The organism is Amycolatopsis sp. lyj-23 (assembly GCF_046549135.1).
Classification (GTDB): domain Bacteria; phylum Actinomycetota; class Actinomycetes; order Mycobacteriales; family Pseudonocardiaceae; genus Amycolatopsis.
On record NZ_JAJPWN010000026.1, the window covers coordinates 16562 to 34664 of the forward strand.

22 protein-coding genes are annotated in these 18103 nt (G+C 67.0%); 10 read left to right on the top strand and 12 right to left on the bottom strand.

Features of this window, described 5'->3' with window-relative positions:
• Nucleotides 1–48 precede the first annotated feature (48 nt).
• The 11 genes from ACLJPY_RS45510 to ACLJPY_RS45560 all read right to left on the bottom strand — a co-directional run bounded on the left by ACLJPY_RS45510 (nt 49) and on the right by ACLJPY_RS45560 (nt 6120).
• The gene (locus tag ACLJPY_RS45510) at nt 49–315 is read right to left on the bottom strand and encodes a hypothetical protein (RefSeq protein ID WP_410597215.1); all 267 of its coding nucleotides are present in this window, start codon (nt 313–315) and stop codon (nt 49–51) included.
• 46 nt (nt 316–361) lie between these two features.
• Complete coding sequence (locus ACLJPY_RS45515; protein WP_410597216.1) at nt 362–709, bottom strand: hypothetical protein; 348 nt, start codon at nt 707–709, stop codon at nt 362–364.
• 5 nt (nt 710–714) lie between these two features.
• Nucleotides 715–912, bottom strand: a complete 198-nt coding sequence (locus tag ACLJPY_RS45520; protein WP_410597217.1) for a helix-turn-helix domain-containing protein — start codon at nt 910–912, stop codon at nt 715–717.
• Between the two features lie 117 nt (nt 913–1029).
• Nucleotides 1030–1296, bottom strand: a complete 267-nt coding sequence (locus ACLJPY_RS45525) for a hypothetical protein (RefSeq protein WP_410597218.1) — start codon at nt 1294–1296, stop codon at nt 1030–1032.
• A 126-nt stretch (nt 1297–1422) separates the two neighbouring features.
• Nucleotides 1423–2088, bottom strand: a complete 666-nt coding sequence (locus ACLJPY_RS45530) for a Scr1 family TA system antitoxin-like transcriptional regulator (protein ID WP_410597219.1) — start codon at nt 2086–2088, stop codon at nt 1423–1425.
• Between the two features lie 165 nt (nt 2089–2253).
• Nucleotides 2254–3267 carry an SAM-dependent methyltransferase gene (locus ACLJPY_RS45535; RefSeq protein WP_410597220.1) on the bottom strand — a complete coding sequence of 338 codons (1014 nt, stop codon included), beginning with the start codon at nt 3265–3267 and terminating at the stop codon, nt 2254–2256.
• Nucleotides 3267–3728 carry a hypothetical protein gene (locus tag ACLJPY_RS45540; RefSeq protein ID WP_410597221.1) on the bottom strand — a complete coding sequence of 154 codons (462 nt, stop codon included), beginning with the start codon at nt 3726–3728 and terminating at the stop codon, nt 3267–3269. Before ACLJPY_RS45540 ends, ACLJPY_RS45535 begins: the two co-directional genes overlap by 1 nt.
• Nucleotides 3729–4365: 637 nt before the next feature.
• Nucleotides 4366–5052, bottom strand: a complete 687-nt coding sequence (locus ACLJPY_RS45545; protein WP_410597222.1) for a hypothetical protein — start codon at nt 5050–5052, stop codon at nt 4366–4368.
• Nucleotides 5053–5189: 137 nt separating this feature from the next.
• Nucleotides 5190–5591: a hypothetical protein gene (locus tag ACLJPY_RS45550; protein WP_410597223.1), complete on the bottom strand. Its 402-nt coding sequence runs from the start codon at nt 5589–5591 to the stop codon at nt 5190–5192.
• Nucleotides 5579–5935: a hypothetical protein gene (locus tag ACLJPY_RS45555; RefSeq protein WP_410597224.1), complete on the bottom strand. Its 357-nt coding sequence runs from the start codon at nt 5933–5935 to the stop codon at nt 5579–5581. The genes ACLJPY_RS45550 and ACLJPY_RS45555 overlap by 13 nt, the downstream gene beginning before the upstream one ends.
• Entirely contained in the window at nt 5932–6120 is a 189-nt protein-coding gene (locus ACLJPY_RS45560; RefSeq protein ID WP_410597225.1) for a hypothetical protein, read from the bottom strand. The genes ACLJPY_RS45555 and ACLJPY_RS45560 overlap by 4 nt, the downstream gene beginning before the upstream one ends.
• Before the next feature lie 313 nt (nt 6121–6433).
• On the opposite strand from ACLJPY_RS45560, the gene ACLJPY_RS45565 reads away from it, so the two are divergent.
• The 10 genes from ACLJPY_RS45565 to ACLJPY_RS45610 all read left to right on the top strand — a co-directional run bounded on the left by ACLJPY_RS45565 (nt 6434) and on the right by ACLJPY_RS45610 (nt 16889).
• Nucleotides 6434–7750 carry a hypothetical protein gene (locus ACLJPY_RS45565; RefSeq protein ID WP_410597226.1) on the top strand — a complete coding sequence of 439 codons (1317 nt, stop codon included), beginning with the start codon at nt 6434–6436 and terminating at the stop codon, nt 7748–7750.
• Nucleotides 7751–7774: 24 nt separating this feature from the next.
• Nucleotides 7775–8314, top strand: coding sequence for a GNAT family N-acetyltransferase (locus tag ACLJPY_RS45570; RefSeq protein WP_410597227.1), 540 nt, complete (start codon nt 7775–7777; stop codon nt 8312–8314).
• A 331-nt stretch (nt 8315–8645) separates the two neighbouring features.
• Nucleotides 8646–9857, top strand: a complete 1212-nt coding sequence (fxlM, locus tag ACLJPY_RS45575) for a methyltransferase, FxLD system (protein WP_410597228.1) — start codon at nt 8646–8648, stop codon at nt 9855–9857.
• A 297-nt stretch (nt 9858–10154) separates the two neighbouring features.
• Entirely contained in the window at nt 10155–12965 is a 2811-nt protein-coding gene (locus ACLJPY_RS45580; protein ID WP_410597229.1) for a lantibiotic dehydratase, read from the top strand.
• Nucleotides 12962–14053, top strand: a complete 1092-nt coding sequence (locus tag ACLJPY_RS45585) for a lanthionine synthetase C family protein (protein WP_410597230.1) — start codon at nt 12962–12964, stop codon at nt 14051–14053. The genes ACLJPY_RS45580 and ACLJPY_RS45585 overlap by 4 nt, the downstream gene beginning before the upstream one ends.
• Before the next feature lie 14 nt (nt 14054–14067).
• The gene (locus tag ACLJPY_RS45590) at nt 14068–14865 is read left to right on the top strand and encodes a thiopeptide-type bacteriocin biosynthesis protein (protein ID WP_410597231.1); all 798 of its coding nucleotides are present in this window, start codon (nt 14068–14070) and stop codon (nt 14863–14865) included.
• 228 nt (nt 14866–15093) lie between these two features.
• Nucleotides 15094–15672, top strand: a complete 579-nt coding sequence (locus ACLJPY_RS45595; protein ID WP_410597232.1) for a PolC-type DNA polymerase III — start codon at nt 15094–15096, stop codon at nt 15670–15672.
• Nucleotides 15650–16297 (top strand): dTMP kinase, encoded by a 648-nt coding sequence (gene tmk / locus ACLJPY_RS45600; protein ID WP_410597233.1) that lies wholly within the window; start codon nt 15650–15652, stop codon nt 16295–16297. The genes ACLJPY_RS45595 and tmk overlap by 23 nt, the downstream gene beginning before the upstream one ends.
• Complete coding sequence (locus ACLJPY_RS45605) at nt 16297–16665, top strand: hypothetical protein (protein WP_410597234.1); 369 nt, start codon at nt 16297–16299, stop codon at nt 16663–16665. The genes tmk and ACLJPY_RS45605 overlap by 1 nt, the downstream gene beginning before the upstream one ends.
• A complete protein-coding gene (locus ACLJPY_RS45610) occupies nt 16659–16889 on the top strand; it encodes an Imm1 family immunity protein (protein ID WP_410597235.1) in 231 nt (76 codons plus the stop codon). The genes ACLJPY_RS45605 and ACLJPY_RS45610 overlap by 7 nt, the downstream gene beginning before the upstream one ends.
• Before the next feature lie 362 nt (nt 16890–17251).
• On the opposite strand, the gene ACLJPY_RS45615 is transcribed toward ACLJPY_RS45610, so the two are convergent.
• Nucleotides 17252–17989 carry an SDH family Clp fold serine proteinase gene (locus ACLJPY_RS45615; protein ID WP_410597236.1) on the bottom strand — a complete coding sequence of 246 codons (738 nt, stop codon included), beginning with the start codon at nt 17987–17989 and terminating at the stop codon, nt 17252–17254.
• Nucleotides 17990–18103: the final 114 nt, after the last annotated feature.

Consider the following 18103-nt stretch of genomic DNA (forward strand, 5'->3'; position numbering starts at 1 on the left):
TTCGCCGGAGCTGGCGCAGAACGTGTGGCCGCGACGCGGGGTGGTCGCTCATGCGCAGTGCTCCCTGCGGTGGGTCCGCCGGCGCAGACGGGCCGTACGGGATCGGGTCCAGCGGGCCAGCGGCGGGAGGATCTCCACGGCGGGCCACAGCACCGCGATGACCGCGGCGTGGAACCAGGCCCGGGTGCGCTGGCGTCGGCAGCTCGATCGGCTGTCTGGAAGCCGGTCGCGGGCTTCGCGCAGGACGGTGCGCGCGGTGTGGATGCCGACTGCCGGGTACGGCGCGCACAGCAGCAGAGTGAACAGAAAATCCATGGATGTCGGTCGTTTCGTGCGAAGTGGACAGTGGAACGGGGGCGGGTCAGAACCTCAATGCCAGGGCGGCGAGTGTGGCGGTGATCAGGAGCAGCCAGTCGGCGGTGATGACGGGATTGATCGCGCGGCGCCGGCACAGCTGGACGGCTCCGGCGACGGCCCCGTGCAGCAGCGCGAGGGCGGTGGCGTAGGCGGGAAGGAACTGCGCCAGATGCAGCCGCAGCGGTGCGCAGCCTGTGGTGGCCGGTTGGGTCAGGCAGCGGCCGTCGAGGACGAGCAGAGCTACCGCGGCGATGCTGTAGGCGGCGGCTCCGGTACACAGCACCAGGAGCAGGTGCGCGGCCAGGCGAGCTGTCGACGTACGTGTGCTGGTGACCGCCTGTCGGGCTGCCACTGCGTCTACCGGTTCCACGGGTGCGTGCCGCCGGGTTGGCCGTTTTTCCCGCGCATAGTGACTGTCGGGTGCCTACTCACGTATCGATGCACCGTGCCGTAAGAGACGGTTGTGTTCGCTTGGATCCGACGCAGGCTCAGGCCGCTGTTGTACTGAGCCGCCCATGAGTCGATCAGTTCCTGCGGCGGTGGGTGACGAGGCAAGATTGTCCTTCGATTGGTTTCTGTAGACGGGCGGGTGTGTTTCTTCGGTCGGTTCCCGCGCTGCTCTCCGGTGCTGTCGGGCTCGGTTTGAGCGACGGGGAGTTCGCAATGGTGGGGTCAGAGCGCCCTTAGTGCTTCACTGCATGCGTAGTCGAACTGGCACTGCGCCGTGTAGAGCGCTTCGTTGGCCTGCCGCAGCTGGACAAGTCTTGCGACGAGGTGTCGGCATTCCTGCATGTTCACGCCTGACAGGACGGCCGACAACAGGGCCTCGTGCTCGGTCAGGACGCACTCCCAGTCCGTGAAGTAGGTCGCTCCGTTCCCGCCGATTGCCTTCTGTGCTTGCGAGATTGTTAGCTTGAGGTCGTCGACCGAGAACGTCATGGATGTGTCATGTGGTTCCCGCGCGGATGTCACACCGCAGCGTGTGCGCGATCAGGGCGAGCGCCACGGCGGCTCCGATCAGTACGACAAGAACCCAGCAGTGGCTGCCCGGCTGATGGTGTGCCATCAGGTCCTTCTTCCCGCAGTGTTAGCGGTTCGTGCTCGGGGATCGGGGTTTTGGCCGCCGCAGAATCGGCAGTGTTGAGCGGAGCAGAGGTTCGACCGGTGCGCGAGGACTTCCGCGAGGATGGTGCGGCTGTGGTCGTGGTCGTGGCAAGCCGGAGTTATCCGGTTGATTTCGGCGGTGACATATCCGGCTTGGTGGCCGGTCAGGGGTCTCACGCCGAAGGGGGACAGGATGTCGCCTACGAACGTTTGCGTGCGGCCGTTTCTGGTGGTCGCCACTGTCATCTGGCCGGAGGGCGGCGGGAGGAGGTGTTCGAAGCCGTAGATGCGCAGGCTGATGTGCGTCAGTCCGGTCAGGTGGATCAGGTGCCGTACCTGTCTGGTGACGATGTCGGATCCGGGGGCGAAGGCGGCGAGCCGGTACAGCGCAGCTTCACTCAGGATGACCTTCACCCGAGGGGCTCGCCGACCGCTGATCGCAGTGACCCGCCACGGATGAAGGCGCATCCACAGTCGTCCCCGCCTCGTCGGAGCGTACTGACAACAAAGCCGAGCGTACTGTGAAGTTTTGACAAGGTCGGGGATATTTTCCCCGCCATAGCAGAGGATCTGCGCCGCGTCGTTCTCGCAGAGAGCTTGACGCAGCGCGATGAGTGCAGGGTTCATGCGGCCCTCGAATCGTTAGTCGTGCTGTCGGCGGTGCTGCTGATGCGGGATTTGCGCGGAAGTGGTCGAAGGGAACTGGTGCGTCCGATTGGGACCCGGTGTCACGGGGCTGGTCAGGATGAGCTGCACGGAGGCGAGTGCGAGCGACCAGCGCGGTCAGCAAAGTCAGAGGCGCGCCGGCCACCACGGAGGTTCCGGCAGGTCGTGATCTGGTCCGGGCTTCTGAGTGACGACCGCGGCGGTGAAGTTCCCGCACACCGGCGTGTTGGTGGGTGGCCCGTCGGGGAACCAGGCGAACGCGGGGCCGATCCCTGGCGGTAGCAGGGTGGTGCCGTGGATCATCGCTCCGATCTGGGCTTCGGTGGCGAGGCTGCCGGTGCCGGGGCCATGGCGCTGCAGCGCAGCTTCGAATTTGAGTGCCTGGGCGGCGAGGTCGGGGTGCTCGGGCTGCAGCAGGTGCGTCATGGCCAGGAACGCATGGGCGGGCAGCCGGGCGAGATGCTCCTGCACGATCTGGGCGGCCTCGGCGCGGCTGCCGCCGTGGAAGGACATCACCCCGCCCAGCAGCAGCGCCACCTGGTCGTGGTCGGGCGTGACCAGGCCCGGGTTTTCTTCGGCGGTGTTGTAGAGGGTGTCCCACATTGCGTGGGGATCCCAGGGATCGACGTTAACGACGTGGACGCCGTTGTCGGCGTCGGCGAGCGTGCGCAGGTGCGCCAGTACCAGCGGGTCGTGTTCGACGTAGATCACGCTCGCGCGGGTGATGCTTTGCTCGCGGTTGCGGTTGGTTGTCTCGGTGCGGCGGACGAGTGCGTGCAAGTCCTGCTCGGCGAGGATGTTGGGCAGGCCGGCGCCGGCGACCACGATGGTGCTGATGCCCTGCCGGGCGACGAGGTAGGTGGCTGCCCGGTCGAGGAACGCGCGCTCGGACCGGAACACGAACCCCGCTCCCGATACTTGGGCTTCGAGCAGGAGCGCGGCGTCAAGTTCGTTGTTGTGGGCGAATTTGACGCAGGCGACGTCGCGGTTGTCGCTGTTTTTGGCCTGGCGGAGGGCATCGAATAGAAAGGCCAGATTGATGCGGTCGGGATTCGTTCCGACTGGTCTGTGCCACCACGGCTTCCCGGTGGTCGTGGTTCGGTGGATCGTTGTGCTGTGTGTCGTTTCTGTTGGTGTCATCAGTGTTCCGGCGCTTCGGTGGATAGCAGGATGGTTAGGTGCGCGATGCTCAGACGACAACGGTCCGCAAGCCTGGCGAGGTCGTCCGGGTTCACTCCGCGAAACGGAGGTTCTCCGGCGTGGAGTTGGTCTTGTGCCCAGCGGGCCGCGGGACGGAGCGTGTCGAGCTGGGTGGCGGCCAGGACAGCGAGATCCACGGACAGGTCGGGATCCCAGCCGATGCGGCGCTCAGCTCGTGCCAGCAGCTGCGAGGGCCGGATCAGGTAGAGCCGGCTGGCGTCGCCGAGCTGGCGCAGGGACATCGAGCGGGTGGCTTTCTCCCACGTGATGAGTGTTCGCGTCTTCACCTGGTTGTTGCACCAGGCGGCGAGCGCAGCGCGGGACCAGCCGCGGTCTTCCCGCTGCTGCTGTAGTTCCGTGCCCACGGCGTGGGCGAGCGCGCCGGTGTCGGTCGTGGTCATCTGGTTCGTCTAAGGCTTCCTGGAGCGGGTGGATGGTGTGAGGGAAGTCGGGGTCGCGAGTGGGCCAGTGCCGTATCCGGGCCGTGGGTGTGCGGGAGTCGAGGTAGTCGTGCAGTGGCCGCGCGCGCACGGTGGCCCACCAGTAGGTCTCGGGTTTCGCGCCGTCGGTCACTGGCATGGTGGCTCCGCGGTGGCTGGAGAGTGGATCGCATCGGCTGACGGGTCGGTGCCTGCGTGATCCTCACCGCATTGAGGTCTCTCGCAGGTCACGGCGGCTGAGGTGTCGCGGTAGCGTGGCCGGCGGGACCGAGCGGCATCGACGGTGTCGCGCCGAGAATCCGCTGACGCACAGGCGGGTGCGAGCACACCGGTGGAATCGAACGTGGCGTCGTCGACGCGGTGGATCCGCGGATGGTTGGTGGACGGCGACCGCAGAACGGTCGCGGTCGGCCGACTGACTGAGGATGTCGTCATGTCGCGGGCCCGCGCTTGCCCCGGTGATCCCCTGTCGAGGCGGGATAGTGTCGCGGTCGCGTCGTCGTCGTGCTCGGTGTAGTTCGCTTCGTCGTGTGGCGGGCTGGTGGATTCTCACGTGGTCCGCTGCGCCAGTAGCCGGTGTGTACTTCGCTGCGTTCGGTCATGCGGGTTCACCGTCCGGCTGTCCGCCGTGGTCGTTATTGTCGATGGCGTTGTCGTGATCCTCGTCGAGGCGTTTGATCTCGGCGATGGCCGACGGGGACAGTCCGGCCGCGAGTTGGTACAGCCGCCCGGCGGTTTGCGCGCAATCCTCGGCCAACGCCTCGATATCCATCGCCGCCGGACCCGCACTCACCGAGCTGCTCGCGACCCGCTCGGCGAGGCCGAGCGCGGTCCGCAGTTCCTGGACCGCTTCTGCCGCGACTTGCCGATGGTCACCGGCCGGCTGCTCGTGACGAGCGTAGGCGTGAACGAGGACTCGTGCCCCTGCCCCGATTAGGCCATAACCAAGCTTCGTGTAGAAGGCCCGGTCATGACGGTCACGCTCGGCATAAGCGAGCCGTACCAACGCATCGATGCAGGCATCGGTGAGCAGGCTGAGCAGCTTCATCGGCGGTGTGCCGGGGTCATCCAGCGAACGTTCGGAGTCTGTCATCAGTGTTCCGGTGACGTGGTCAGCGAGCCGGCGAGGTGAGCAGTTGTGCGCGCGAGACCGATGGCGGCCAGGCGGGGCCTGCTGACGCGAGTGCATCTGCGGAGCCGACGGTGACGAGATCGACGCGACGAATTCGTGGATGCCCTCGTGGCAGCACGGTGTCGTGGTCGGGATGTCGTGCATGGTGATCACGTTTCAGGTTTGGGGATGAACATGTTGGATGCGCCTCGACCGCCCGGAGATTGGGAGTTCGCGTCCGGTCGAGGCGCGCAGACCGGACGGGAGGGAGGTATGCACACCGCCTGCCCGGGCTGGGATTCTGGGACGAGTCAGGTTCGAGGGACGGGATCGTCGAGGTTCACTGGCGAATCGGCGTTCTCGTTTGTTGCCAAGCGGGTAGAAAGGTCGCGCAGTGCCTCCGCGAGGCTCTGGTACATGGGAGCGAGGTGTGTCGGTGCGATCAGACTGGGGTCGTCCCAGCCCACGAGAAACGCTGTCAACCTCGCTTGCGCGTACTTCAACGCGCGCGCTTCGTCCGACGAAGCACGAACTCGCCGTAGTGCGCGACCGACGATCGTGGCAATCTCCTGCAGCTGCGTGCGTGTCTCTTCTTCGGACTCGGGATCTCGCCAGCGGACGTCCGGCAGCGAGACCAGCGCCTGCCGTGCTTGGGCGACGGTGAGCTGTCGTCGTGCGCGTCGCCGCGCCCCCAGCCACTTCACAGTGTCCACAGCCGCGGAGCCGATCCGATCACGAGGCGCGGCGCCCGCGGGTCGCTGGGCGCAGGCAGGTCGACGAGCTGGTGCAGGATGGTGAGGGTGTCGCCTTCGCGTTCCCAGACCTTCCCGCCGGCGCGATCCATTCGGATGGCGGCGGCGTCGGTCTCGCGTTTGATGCGGAGGGCGTCGACGTAGCCGTCGGCATCCCACGCGAAGGCGCCCGTCATCTTTACGAGGAGGCCGTCGATGTCGAACTCCGGGAGGAACTCCCAGTCGCGTTTCAGCAAGGTGGTGAACGGCTCGTTGGCAGGCTCGTCCCAGAGGAACGCGAACGGGCTCTTGACGGCGATGGTCATCGGAGGCCGCTTCCCATGTCGTTGAGCTGGCCACGGCGCGGAGGAGCGTTCCGGCTGGTGGTTGCGCGTGCTCGCTTTCGGCTGGCTGCCCATTGCTGGGCCAGGCCAATGGTGAACGCGATGGCAAACAGGGCGGTGATGGTGATGAGCAGCGGCGTTGCCAGCGATTCGTAGTCTACTGTCATCGTGCGTACCTCGCTTTCTCGCGGACTTCGCTGCTGCGAGGGTGAGAGGCAGTCTCCGCCGCAGCCAGTTCGTTCACCGCTCTGCTTGCGCCCTCCACCCCGTTCCCTCCGCGTTGGCTTGCGTCGGCTGCGTGACTGGGACGGGCTGTCACAGTCAGTGCTTAAGTTGACGCCAAGCGTGGCGTCCGAGCGGGTGACGTCGGTACGTCATCTCCCTTGACGTCTTCTGACTTCTCTTGACTTCTCGTCTCGACGGTCGCGATGGACGGTGCTCGACCTCTAACCTGGAGGGTGTCCGCGGGATGGAGGTGCAATGGACGACGAACCGCCGCGTACTCGCCTTGAGCAGGTGATGAGCCACCGGCACATGACGGTCAAAGACATGATCAGCCGGGTGGTATCGATCACCGGGCAGGAGATGTCCGAACGGCAGGGGTATCGCTGGATGGTCGGCGAGGTACGGAGCCTTCCTTACGCCCACGCCCGCGCCGCGCTTGAAGAGATCTTCGGTGAGTCGGTTGAGAGGCTCTTCGGGCCCGCTCACGGCAGTGGACTCGTTCAGCAATCCCCAATTGTCCACGCCGGCAGCTTTCCGTCATATCCCGAAAGGCACGAATGGCGGCGAAAGGTAATCGCGTTGAGTGCAATGCGGGCACGGGATTTCTTGAGGAGGACGGAGGTTCCGAACGTGGGTCCGGAGACGATTAATCAGCTCGCCGACGATATTCGCGCGTTGACCGTTCGATATCAGCAAGAGCCACTGGAAACGCTCCTTGCTGACATGAGTCATGCGCAAGAGCAAGCATTCTTTCTTCTTGAGGGACGGCAAAAGCCAGCGCAAACACGCGAACTCTACCTGCTAGCAGGGGTCTCTTCGGGTCTTATGGCTCGCGCGTCGCATGACACCGGGTCGGCAGACGATGCGATGGTGCACGCTCGCGCAGCGTTTTCCGCCGCCGATAATGCTGGTCATGATGGTCTGAAGGCTTGGGTCAAGGGCCTTCAGTCGCTTATTGCTTACTGGGCTCGCCGATACAATGAGTCTATCAAGTATGCGCGTGAAGGTTTCGAATTCACGCACGCAAGCCGTAATACTGCTGCCGTTTGGCTGGCCGCAGGCGAGGCTCGCTCCTTAGCGGCGCTTGGTAGGTTCGAAGAGGCACAGGTGGCGGTGGATAGGGCGACCGAGGCGCGTTATCGGGTCCGCCGTGACGACCTGGACGAACTCGGAGGGTTCTGTACCTTTACTCGCCCGAGGCAGCTTTACTACGCCGCCGAAGCGCTTGCGTGGGCAGGGTCGGAGAAGGCGGATCAGGCTGAGCACATCGCCCTTGAGGCTATCGACGCCTACGAACGCGCCCCTGCAGCGGACCGGGCATTCGGCGACGAGGCCGGCACCCGGTGCGCTCTTGCCATCGCCCGGATCGGCCGCGGCGAATATGAGGGCGCCAATACTGCGATGGCAGAAGTGCTTGAACTGCCTCCGCCTCAGCGGACTCACGGAATCATTGCGGCTGTCGAGTACGTTGAGGAAGTGCTGGACAACGTTTCTGTCGATACAAAATCAATAAGGGAGCTGGGAGACTCGATGCGAGCTTTTTCATCTCAGCCTTTGGCATTGCCAAAATGAACAATATTTGAGGAGTCGTCACCCATGGTGGAGCCGCTAAGGGGTAAGAAAACTTCGTTGCGGGAGATTGCAAGCACTGACGGTCCTGCACTCTTCAGGATCGTGGGCGATGACCGTGTCACTAAGTTCATGTCGTTTGATAGTCGTAGTCGCGAAGTTGCCCAGAAGTCAGTCGACGACGTGGTAGAACGCTCGAAAGCTAGGCCAAGAACAGAGTACTACTTAGCGATTACGTGCGCTGGTGACGACGAGCTGATCGGTACTTGCCGTATCGCATACTCCGGTATGCAAGCGGCGAAGCTGGGTTACATGGTCGCTGCGGACTACTGGGGGAACGGCTATGCGACCGATGCGGTGAGCGTGATGCTTGACTTCGCTTTCCGGGAGCTTGACTTGCACCGGGTCACCGCTGCAATCGGTCCGGCAAATCCTGCGTCACAGGCAGTAGTCAAACGCTTGGGGTTTTCCCGCGAAGGTGTTCTACGTGATCACGTATTTACCAACGGAACGTGGCGCGACTCAGTTCTTTTCTCGCTACTCCGCCACGAATGGGTGAAGAGCTAAGCGTGCGCGACCAGTACGACCTGGGGTAGAATCCCGCTGTCTCTCCCGGCGCGAAGGTCAGAACCTCATGCGAGAGACGTCCAGCGTAGCGTATTCGACAATGGTGCTCGATCACCTTAGATAGCTGCGCGGGAATGGCGACTGGACTCCGGTCGGCCCACATGGCCTGGTCGGTGCTCTGCTTGCCAGTGCCGGTCGCCGCGCCCTCCGGTCCTTGAACCTGTCCGCCGACCACGTCGGCGTGACAGCGCGATAGTTACGACCGGCATACTGAAGATCGCTGTCTGTCATCGATTGTTGACACGGTACAAGCCTGGGAGGCACGTATCTCTTGAACGTACAAGTCAATACACGGGCACAGGAACTCCGCAACAATCTGGTCGACAAGCTCATCGAGGGACGCACAGCGCGGGGCCTCACGTTGCCCGCCGAGGCCGAGCGGGCGCTGCGGACCGTGCCGCGTGAACTGTTCATCCCCGACGTCTCGCTGGAGGAGGCGTATGCGAACACCGCCGTGGTCACCAAGCGGCGCGAGGACGGCGTAAACATCAGCTCGGTGTCCGCGCCGCACCTGATCGCGGACATGCTCGGGCAGGCCACCGGCCGCCATATCCTTGAGATCGGCAGCGGCGGGTACAACGCGGCGCTGCTGCGCGAGATCGCAGGGCCGGACGGGTCGGTCACCACCGTGGACATCGACCCGGACGTCACCGACCGGGCACGGGAATGCCTGGACGCGGCGGGCTACCGCGATGTCACGGTCGTGTGCGCCGATGCCGAGTTCGAGATCGAGCCCGGCCGCCGCTACGACCTGATCACCGTGACCGTCGGGGCGTGGGACATTCCGCCGGCCTGGTTCAGCCAGCTGACCGACGACGGAACCCTGGTCGTCCCGCTGCGCACCGTGGGCATGACCCGCTCCTGGGCGCTGCAGCGCACCGGGGACCACCTGGTCAGCCGCAGCAGTCTCTCGTGCGGCTTCGTGCCGATGCAGGGCGCCGGTGCCAGCAAAGGTCGGGAAGTCCCGCTTGGGGACGGTGTCAACCTGTGGCTCACCGACGAGGGCCAGGACATCGACGGCGCCCTCGTGCAGGACGTGTTCTCCTCCCCGCGGCACGACGCGGGCTCGGGCGTAATCGTCCCCTCCGGCCGGCGCTCGTCCGATCTCGACCTGTGGCTGGCCAGCCACATGCCCGGATTCGCCGTGATGATCGCCCAGACCGGCGCCGTCGAGAGCGGTCTGGTCGATCCGTCCTGGCAATACGGGACTCCCGCCTCGGTGCACGAGGCGACGCTGGCCTATCGGGGCAGGCTTCGCAAGGTCGCCGACGCCGAATTCGAGTACGTCGCCTACGCCCACGGGCCGGACGGTGCGCGAGCGGCCGAGGAGATGGCCGAGCAGATGCGGGCGTGGGATCGCGCCGGGCGCCCGGCTCCGACTCTGCACGTCTTCCCGATCGGTACGCCCGACACCGATCTGCCGGAAGGGCTGGTGCTGAAAAAGCGCCACAGCCGGGTGGTGTTCACGTGGCCAACTCAGTAGCGATCCTCCCGGGAAACACCTCTCTGCCAACGAAGTCACGGCAGGAAAGCAAGGAACCCCTCTGGAGAAAGGACATTCTGATGGACCCCTCGGAGTTTCGCCTCAACGTGCGGCTCGTCGACAGCGGCGCCGCACCCGCGACTTCGTCAGAGGACTGCACGTCGGACGGCTGTGGTGGCGGCGATACGGGCAGCGACGCCTGTACGACCAACGGCTGACGGTCAGCTGCTGGTGTGGCCCGGTCTCGCTCCCGCGAGCCCGGGCCCCACCGTCGTAGGGGCGAAGACGGAGGTGCAGGTGCGCACGTACGAGGCCGTGGACGCGGCAATGATCAGGGTCACGACGTTCCCCGCGGCCGCGGAGCTGCCGCCGTGGCCGGACTTGACCACGGACGACGTGTCCGGCTGGCACGACTGGCTCCGGCGGGTGTGGCGGCTGTCAGGGTTCGCCGACGCGGTGAGGGTCGCCTCGGCCGAGCTGGCGACCCAGGTGCAGCAGCGGATCGCCGAGCCGCCGCTGGCGTGCGAGTCGGTGCGGCGGGCGCGGCGGCTGGTCGAGACGGTGGCCCGGTATCTGCTGCGCTGGGCCAGCCGAGCGACGCCGTTCGGCCTCTTCGCCGGCGTGGCGCCCCTGGACATCGGTGCCCGCGCGTCGGTGCGCTGGAGCGGCACGCATCGGACGGTGTTCCGGCCGGACGGTGCGTTTGTGGACGAGCAGGTCAAGCGCATCGAACGGCCGGAGGTGCTGCGGACCGTCGACGTGGTCACCAACAGCGTCGGATTCGCCCGCGGCTGTTCGTGGATCCTGCCGGGCGCCGGCGCCGGAGACGGTGCAGGCACCGACGATCACCTGTGGGACATCGAGGTCGAGCTGACCCGACCGGTGCGCCTGGCCGTGGAGACCGCTCGGCGACCGATCCCCTTCAGCGACCTCTCCGCTGCGCTCGCCGCGGAGGCTCCCACCGTCGCCCTCGTTGTCATCGAGGACCTGCTGGCCCAGTTGATTGCCCGCCGGGTTCTGCTGTCGGCCGTCCGCCCGCCGGTGACCGTGACCGACCCGGTCACCCACCTCGCCCGCTACGGGAGCCTGCCCGATCGCGTCGGACCGGCCGGGGCCGACGTGCGGGCCGGCTGCTCGGTGACCCTGCCAGCCGCGGTCGTGCGCGAAGCCGAGCAGGCGGCGTCGGTGCTCACGCTGGTCGCGCCGCCGACGCCCTGGTGGCAGTCCTACCACCAGGCGTTTCTCGAACGCTACGGGCCAGGTGCCGCGGTGGCGGTGCGGGAGCTGGTCAGCGACTCCGGACTGGGCTACCCCGCCGGATTCCGGGGATCGCATCGGCGCGAACCCCGGGTACTGACCGCGCGGGACACCGCCCTGGCGATCATCGCTCAGGAGGCCGCCCTCGACGGCTGCCGCGAGGTCGTCCTCGGCGACGACCGCATCGCGCGCCTGACCACCGGCCAGCGCCCGCCCGTCCCGCACACCGAACTCCGGTTCAGCATCGCCGCGAGGACGCTCACCGATCTCGAGCGCGGCGACTTCACGCTCTCGGTCATCAGCGGGGCCCGCCACGCCGGAGTCACCACCGGCCGCTTCCTGCACCTGCTCGACGACACCGAGCGGGAACGGTTCCGGCGCGCCTACACGGCACTGCCGACCGCCACATCCGACGCCATAGCGGTGCAGATCTCCGGGCCGCCCCTTGCCCGCACGATGACCGCCGTGGCCCGGGTGCCCGAGATCCTGCCCCTGCTGCCGTTGGGGGAGTACCAGGAGGCTCCCGGCATCACGCTGGACGACCTGGCCGTCACCGGCGACGCGCACCGCCTGCAGCTGATCTCGCTCTCCAGCGGCCGCCCCATCGAGCCGATGGTGTTCAACGGCGTCAACCTCGCCAGCGGGCAGCAGCCACTCGCGCGGTTCCTCACCGAAATCTGGGCCGCCTTCTGCTCACCCTGCCGCCCGTTCGGCTGGGGACTCCTCGCCCGCGACCTGCCGTTCCTCCCACGCGTCCGCCACGGCCGAGCACTTCTGAGCCCGGCCCGCTGGAAGCTCACTGCTTCCGCGCTACTCGCCCCGGCCGAACCTTTCGACCGCTGGCGGCGGGCATGGGAACAGCTGCGGCAGACCTACCGGCTTCCGCCAGAAGTATTCCTCGGCGCCGACGACGTGAAGATCCGCCTCACCCTGGACGAACCCGCCCACCTGGCGATCCTGCGCAGCCATCTCCGCCGTCAGCCCGACGCGGTCCTCACCGAAACCCACGGCCTAGCCGGCTGGATCGACGGCCGAGCCCACGAGATCACCCTCACCCTCGCCCGGACCTCGCCACCCAGCCCGCCTCGGCACCCCAGGACCGTGCGGACGCTCAGCACCGTCGAGCACCGGCCGGGGCTCTCGCCGTGGCTGTACATCAAGGTTTTCGGCCGCGGCGACGACATCCTCGGCCGGACCGTCGAACTTGACGAGATCGCCGGGAACGGCTGGTGGTTCATCCGCTACCACGAACCCGAGCCCCACCTGCGCGTGCGGATCCCGCTGGGCGACGCCGGGCAGTTTGGCACCGCGGTCGCGCAGCTCGGCGGCTGGGCGGACCTGCTGCACGCCGACGGGCTGCTGCACGACTACACGATCAACACTTACCGGCCCGAAGCCCGCTTCGGCACCGGAACCACCTTGGCCGCTGCAGAGGAGGTGTTCGCCGCCGACTCACACGCGGTCATCGGGCGCCTGGCCGGCGACCGGACGGTCGCCACCGCGGCCGGGATGATCGGCATCACCGACGGCTTCACCGGAGATGGCCCCGGGTGGCTCATCGAGCACGTCGACCACCACGGTGAACGCCACGCCGGTGACCGGGCGGTCAGCGACCAGCGCGACCCGGTGCTGCGGGCTCTCGCCGTAGGCAGCGACGACCGGCTCCGGCGGGCACTGGGCACCTACCGGGTACACATCGAGCAGGACGGGCTCGACCCGGACCGGGTCCTGGCGGATCTGCTGCACCTGCACCACGTCCGCATGATCGGGGTGGACCTGACCTCGGAACGGCACTGCCTGCGGCTGGCCCGCGCCACCGCCCGCACGTTGCTCGCGCGAGATGCGTGGTGAAGCCCGGGCAGTCCCTCAGCGGCGGCGCGGCAGGGATCGCCCTGCTGCACATCGAGCACGCCCATACGGGCACCGGAACCTGGGAGCAGGCCAACACGGTGCTCAGCGCCGCCGTCGCCGACGGAGTCAGCAGCGCCCACACCGCCAGCCTGTATCTGGGCGCCCCGGCCCTCTCCTTCGTCCTGCACGCAGCTCCCGACCGGCCCGGCCTCGCCCAGGCCCGCGCGACCGTCGACGCAGCCACGGCCGAGATCACCCGCCGGCGCCTGGACATTGCCCACGCCCGCATGGACCGGCACGCCCGGCCCGAACTCAGCGAATTCGACCTCATCGGCGGCCTGACCGGCCTGGGTGTCGTCCTGCGCCGCAGTGGTGACCTTGAACTGCTGCGCTCCGTTCTGGCCTACCTGGTCCGGCTCACCGAGCCCGTCGACGGACTCCCGGGCTGGTGGTGCCCGGCGGGGCCCGAACGCGCCCGGCCCGGCCCCGCAGGCGGCCACTCCAACCACGGAATCGCCCACGGCATCGCCGGTCCGCTCGCGCTGCTCGCCCTCGCCTACGGCGACGGCAACACCGTCGACGGGCAGGCCGACGCGATGACCCGCATCTGCGAGTGGCTCAACACCTGGGAACAACACCACGACAGCGAAACGGCGTGGTGGCCGCAGATCGTCACGCGCACAAACCTCGACCACGGCACCACCAGCCAGCCCGGCCCACGCCGCCCCTCCTGGTGCTACGGCACGCCCGGCATCGCCCGAGCCCTCCAGCTCGCGGGCAGCGCGCTGCACGACCGCTCCCTCCAGCGGCACGCCGAAACCGCCTTCACCGCCTGCCTCAACAACCCGGCCCAGCTGGACCGGCTGACCGACCGGAGCCTGTGCCACGGAACCGGCGGCCTGCTCGCCACCGCCCGCCGCATCGCCGCCGACGCGCGCGATCCGATTCCCCTCACACCGGCCCTGCTGGCGCATCAGCACGCCCCGACCGATGAGCCGCCGGGATTCCTCACCGGCGCGGCCGGGGCCGCCCTCGCCACCACCGCGACCATGGCGACCTCCTGGGACGCCTGCCTTCTGCTCCGCTGACCGAAAGGCCGCTGATGGACACCCCCGCCTGGACGCAACTGAACATCGCCTACCCCGGCGACGACCCCGCCGAACGGGAACGGCACGCCGCCGCACACCTGACCGGCGTCCTCCCGGCCGCCGAGGCCGACGAGCTGCTCGCCTCCTGGTGGTTCATCCGCAAAGGCCCCTGGCGCGTGCGCTACCTCCTGGCGAACCCGCCGCGTAGCCCCGACGGCGATCCGGTCCACCCGCGCCTGGCCGCGGGAGTCGCCTGGACCCGCGACATCTACGAGCCGGAAGTCCACGCCTTCGGCGGACCCGCCAGCATGGAGCTTGCCCACCGGCTGTTCCACCACGACAGCCGCCACCTGCTGCCGTTCCTCCGCGCGGGCGCCGCCGACCGGCGTGAACACTCGCTCATCCTGTGCACCACGTTCATGCGGGCCGCCGGACTCGACATCATCGAGCAAGGCGATGTGTGGGCACAAGTCGCCGAACACCGCGCCGGCGTGCCCGTCACTCCCGTCGCCCCGGACGTGTGGAACTCGTTCACCAGCGACATCGGCCGCCTCCAGCGCGGTAGAGCCCGCACCGACGTGCTCGACCGCGGCTGGCTCACCGCGTTCGCCGACGCGGGACGAGAGCTGCAGGCACTGCGCCAGGAAGGCGCGCTCACCCGGGGACTGCGCGCCATCACCGCTCTGCACGTGATCTTCCACTGGAACCGGATCGGTCTCACCGCGCGAACCCAAGCGGAACTTGCTCGAGCGGCGAAAGATGCCGTTTTTGGCGCTCCCACCGACAAAAGCAGATCGGAACCTTCGACCTGAGCCAGCTTCCGAAACACGCCGCCCGACGCCAAAGACCACCGCGTCGAAGCCGGGGAGTCGAACTAGCCGCAGCTGGCCCGGCGTGCGCCGGGCCAGCCCGGCCGGGTGGTCGGCACCGATGTTCCACCTGCAGGACGCGCTTGGCTTCCAGGTCCACGACGCGCGCCACCGGCACCACGCGAACCGACACGGCCGCGCGGACATCGGATGGAAGCACATCACCAGCTCATGACCGACTGGACAAGCCTCAGCTACGTCGTTGTCGATGTCGAAGGCAACGGCCACCAGCCGCCCGACTTAGTGGAGTTGGCCGCGGTGCGCATCGTCGCCGGCATCGTCGGAGAGCCGAAAAGCTGGCTGGTGAAGCCCGACCAGCCGATCAGTCACTTCGCCCGCCGGATTCACGGCATCACCAACGAACAGGTCGCCGACGCTCCGGTGTTCGGCTACATCGAAGCCGACGTGCTCAAAGCGCTCAACGCCTCCGCCCTGATCGCGCACAACGCCCACGTCGACGTCGGGGTACTCCAGCGCAAGCTCGGCAACTGGGAGTGCCCCGAGGTTTTCGACACGCTCAAGCTCGCCCGACGCCTGCTGCCCGGCCGCTTGACCTACAAGCTCAGCTCACTGGTCGAAGAGTTCAACCTCGCTCACGGCCTTGACGGCGAAGACCAACCGCACCGCGCCACCTACGACGCCATCGTGACAGCCCGGCTGTTTGTCCACCTCGCAGGCCGGCGAGCGCTCGAAGAACTGCGTCACCAGCCACCAGGAGGGAGTACCGATGACGCCCCGACCCTCTTCTGAGAGTAAGCACGGCCTGTTCGTCAGCGTCGACGGACCGGGCGGTGCAGGCAAGACCACGATCGTCCGCCACCTGGCGCAGATGCTCTTGGCCGACGGAGAACACGTCCACGTCACCGCAGAGCCGTCCAACAGCGGCATCGGGCAGCTGGCCACCGAAGTCACCCCGACCGTCACCGGCCATGCGCTGGCCTGCCTCTACGCCGCCGACCGCTACCACCACGTCGAGACCGAGATCAAGTCACACCTGAAGTCCGGTCAGATCGTCATCTCCGACCGCTACCTCGCCTCCGGTCTGGTCGTCCAGCGCTTCGACGGCGTTGATCCCGACCTCCTGTGGCAACTCAACGAGGAAGTCGAACGACCCGACCTCACCATCATCCTCGAAGCCGACCCCCACGTGATTGCTGAGCGGTTGATCGAGCGCAGGCCGCACAACCGCTTCCAGCTCGCTCCCGCCAGCAGCCACGCCGAGGTCACCTACTACCGCGACGCCACCAACGCCCTGGTCGGTGCCGGTTTCGAGGTATTACGGGTGGATTGCGGCAGCCGCCCACCAGAGCAGTCCGCCGCCGTCATCCGCGCCCGGTTGACTGCGCTCCTCGTACCGAGCGAGGTGCCTGCCTGATGAACGAGTCGATCAACAACGACAATGCCCTTCGCCGCTACCCGGAGCTTCGGCAGCTCGTCTCCGTTCGAGATGCCAGCTGGGTCTTCCGTCCCATCCAGGATGAAGATGCGATCAAGGTGTGCCTGATCGGCTGGAACAGGCACATTGTTGTGGAGGTCGTCGACGAGCACGACCAAGAGCTTGTGCTTCCCGACGACATCGTGCTGCCGGGAGACAGCGGCCTCGGCCTGGTCGACGCGCGAGGAGGGCGGTGGGGCTCCCGCTTGACACAGACGGGCAGAGTCATGTGGGCAGAGCTGGCAGTCTACGAACGCACGCCCGCCGGCCTACCGCGGCGGCGGTTCGAAGGAGGCGAAGAGTGGTAGCGCTCGACATCTGGTACGACCAGACGCCTAAAGATGACGACGGTAGCGTCGTGATCCGCGTGAACACCGCCACCGAGCTGGACGAGCTGATCGACCGCATCATCGCGGAGACGGCCGACAACGTGGCTCCGCCGATGATCCAGGTGGCGCTCTCCGGCGTGAAGCGCTCGCCTGCCCTTGAGGTCGGCCTCGGCAAGGAGAAGGGCTTCATCGGGGCTTCATGAGTTCTTGATGGCTGGGCCGTGGCCGAGTGTAGTTGAGAGCGATGTTGCGAGCTGACGATGGCGACGGCGGCGAGGATCGCCCAGCAGCCGAGCCCGATTTGCTAGGGCAGGCCGGTGGGGGTGAGGAGCACGCCGAGCGGAACCGCTTCAACGACAAGTCCCAGCGGGCACGGTCGCGTTGCAAATCCGTAGTGCGAAGCACACCGTGCTGTTCGCGCGGCCGAGTCTCGGCCCAGGCACAGCATGTCGTTCTCGCGACAGAACCGGAGGATGTCCCACACGACCAGTAAGTAGCGGGGAACCCGAGCTCGCGGATGACGGCCAGCTCGTGCTCGAGTAATAACTGGGCGAACGAAGCGCGTTCAAGCGTCATTGCTCAAGATGAGGGAAGCGCGCGCTCCTTCGTAGACCGATAAGGTGGCCAGGGGTCCGAGTGCGAAATAGTGGCTCCAAATTTCCCAGATTTCGAGCCAGTGTGGGCTTTGCATGGGGAGCCGCGTGATCGGGAGGCCGGCGGCTTCGGCTTCCTGGGCGCCGATGACGGCGTGGTGCGAGCGCGGTGACTCGATGAAGGGCTGTGCAATGGTTTTGCACAGGGTGTCGATGTCGGCTGGAGTCCGGTCGGAGTGGCTGGAGATGGCTTGCCGGGCCAGGTCGCCGGTGCGGGCGAGGGCTGATCGGGCGAATTGTAATGTGGTGGCGTCGATGCCCGCGAGCATGGCGGCCTGGATGGCGAAGGTGTCGGGTTGGGCGTTGACAGCTGCGATGGCGCCGTCGACAGCGACGATGAGGTCTTTGGCGGAGACGAAGCCTCGGTCGGCCACGAATATCTGCGGGTCGATGGGGCCCAGGTCAGAGGTGGCTGCCATGACGATCTCGTGCGCGGCGAGGGCGAGAACTGTTCCGGCGCTTTTGGCGGTGTCGGGAACCAGGAGGACGAATTGGGCGCTGGCTTCCTGCGCCATGCGGGCCATGCGGACGGCGACTTCGCCGTCGCCGCCCGGGGTGTGCAACAGCAGGTGAAGGTCCTTGGCGGGATCGAGTTCCATCAACGTCTCGGCGAAGTGCGTGATGGTGTCAGGCACGATCTGGTCGATCACCACAACGAGGTTGCAGTCGTGGTTGTTCTGGTAAGCCTTGATCAGGTGCTGGCGTCGAAAGCGGGGTTCGTGGCGGGCACGGTAGAGGGGCGTGACGTGCCCGGTGGTGACCCC

What these genes read in the sequence shown, in the direction of transcription:
- ACLJPY_RS45510 (WP_410597215.1), bottom strand. Translation starts at nt 315, where the DNA reads ATGGATTTTCTGTTCACTCTGCTGCTGTGCGCGCCGTACCCGGCAGTC.
- ACLJPY_RS45525 (WP_410597218.1), bottom strand. Translation starts at nt 1,296, where the DNA reads ATGACGTTCTCGGTCGACGACCTCAAGCTAACAATCTCGCAAGCACAG.
- ACLJPY_RS45530 (WP_410597219.1), bottom strand. Translation starts at nt 2,088, where the DNA reads ATGAACCCTGCACTCATCGCGCTGCGTCAAGCTCTCTGCGAGAACGAC.
- ACLJPY_RS45535 (WP_410597220.1), bottom strand. Translation starts at nt 3,267, where the DNA reads ATGACACCAACAGAAACGACACACAGCACAACGATCCACCGAACCACG.
- ACLJPY_RS45540 (WP_410597221.1), bottom strand. Translation starts at nt 3,728, where the DNA reads ATGACCACGACCGACACCGGCGCGCTCGCCCACGCCGTGGGCACGGAA.
- ACLJPY_RS45555 (WP_410597224.1), bottom strand. Translation starts at nt 5,935, where the DNA reads ATGACCATCGCCGTCAAGAGCCCGTTCGCGTTCCTCTGGGACGAGCCT.
- ACLJPY_RS45560 (WP_410597225.1), bottom strand. Translation starts at nt 6,120, where the DNA reads ATGACAGTAGACTACGAATCGCTGGCAACGCCGCTGCTCATCACCATC.
- ACLJPY_RS45565 (WP_410597226.1), top strand. Translation starts at nt 6,434, where the DNA reads ATGGACGACGAACCGCCGCGTACTCGCCTTGAGCAGGTGATGAGCCAC.
- ACLJPY_RS45570 (WP_410597227.1), top strand. Translation starts at nt 7,775, where the DNA reads ATGGTGGAGCCGCTAAGGGGTAAGAAAACTTCGTTGCGGGAGATTGCA.
- ACLJPY_RS45590 (WP_410597231.1), top strand. Translation starts at nt 14,068, where the DNA reads ATGGACACCCCCGCCTGGACGCAACTGAACATCGCCTACCCCGGCGAC.
- ACLJPY_RS45595 (WP_410597232.1), top strand. Translation starts at nt 15,094, where the DNA reads ATGACCGACTGGACAAGCCTCAGCTACGTCGTTGTCGATGTCGAAGGC.
- tmk (WP_410597233.1), top strand. Translation starts at nt 15,650, where the DNA reads ATGACGCCCCGACCCTCTTCTGAGAGTAAGCACGGCCTGTTCGTCAGC.
- ACLJPY_RS45605 (WP_410597234.1), top strand. Translation starts at nt 16,297, where the DNA reads ATGAACGAGTCGATCAACAACGACAATGCCCTTCGCCGCTACCCGGAG.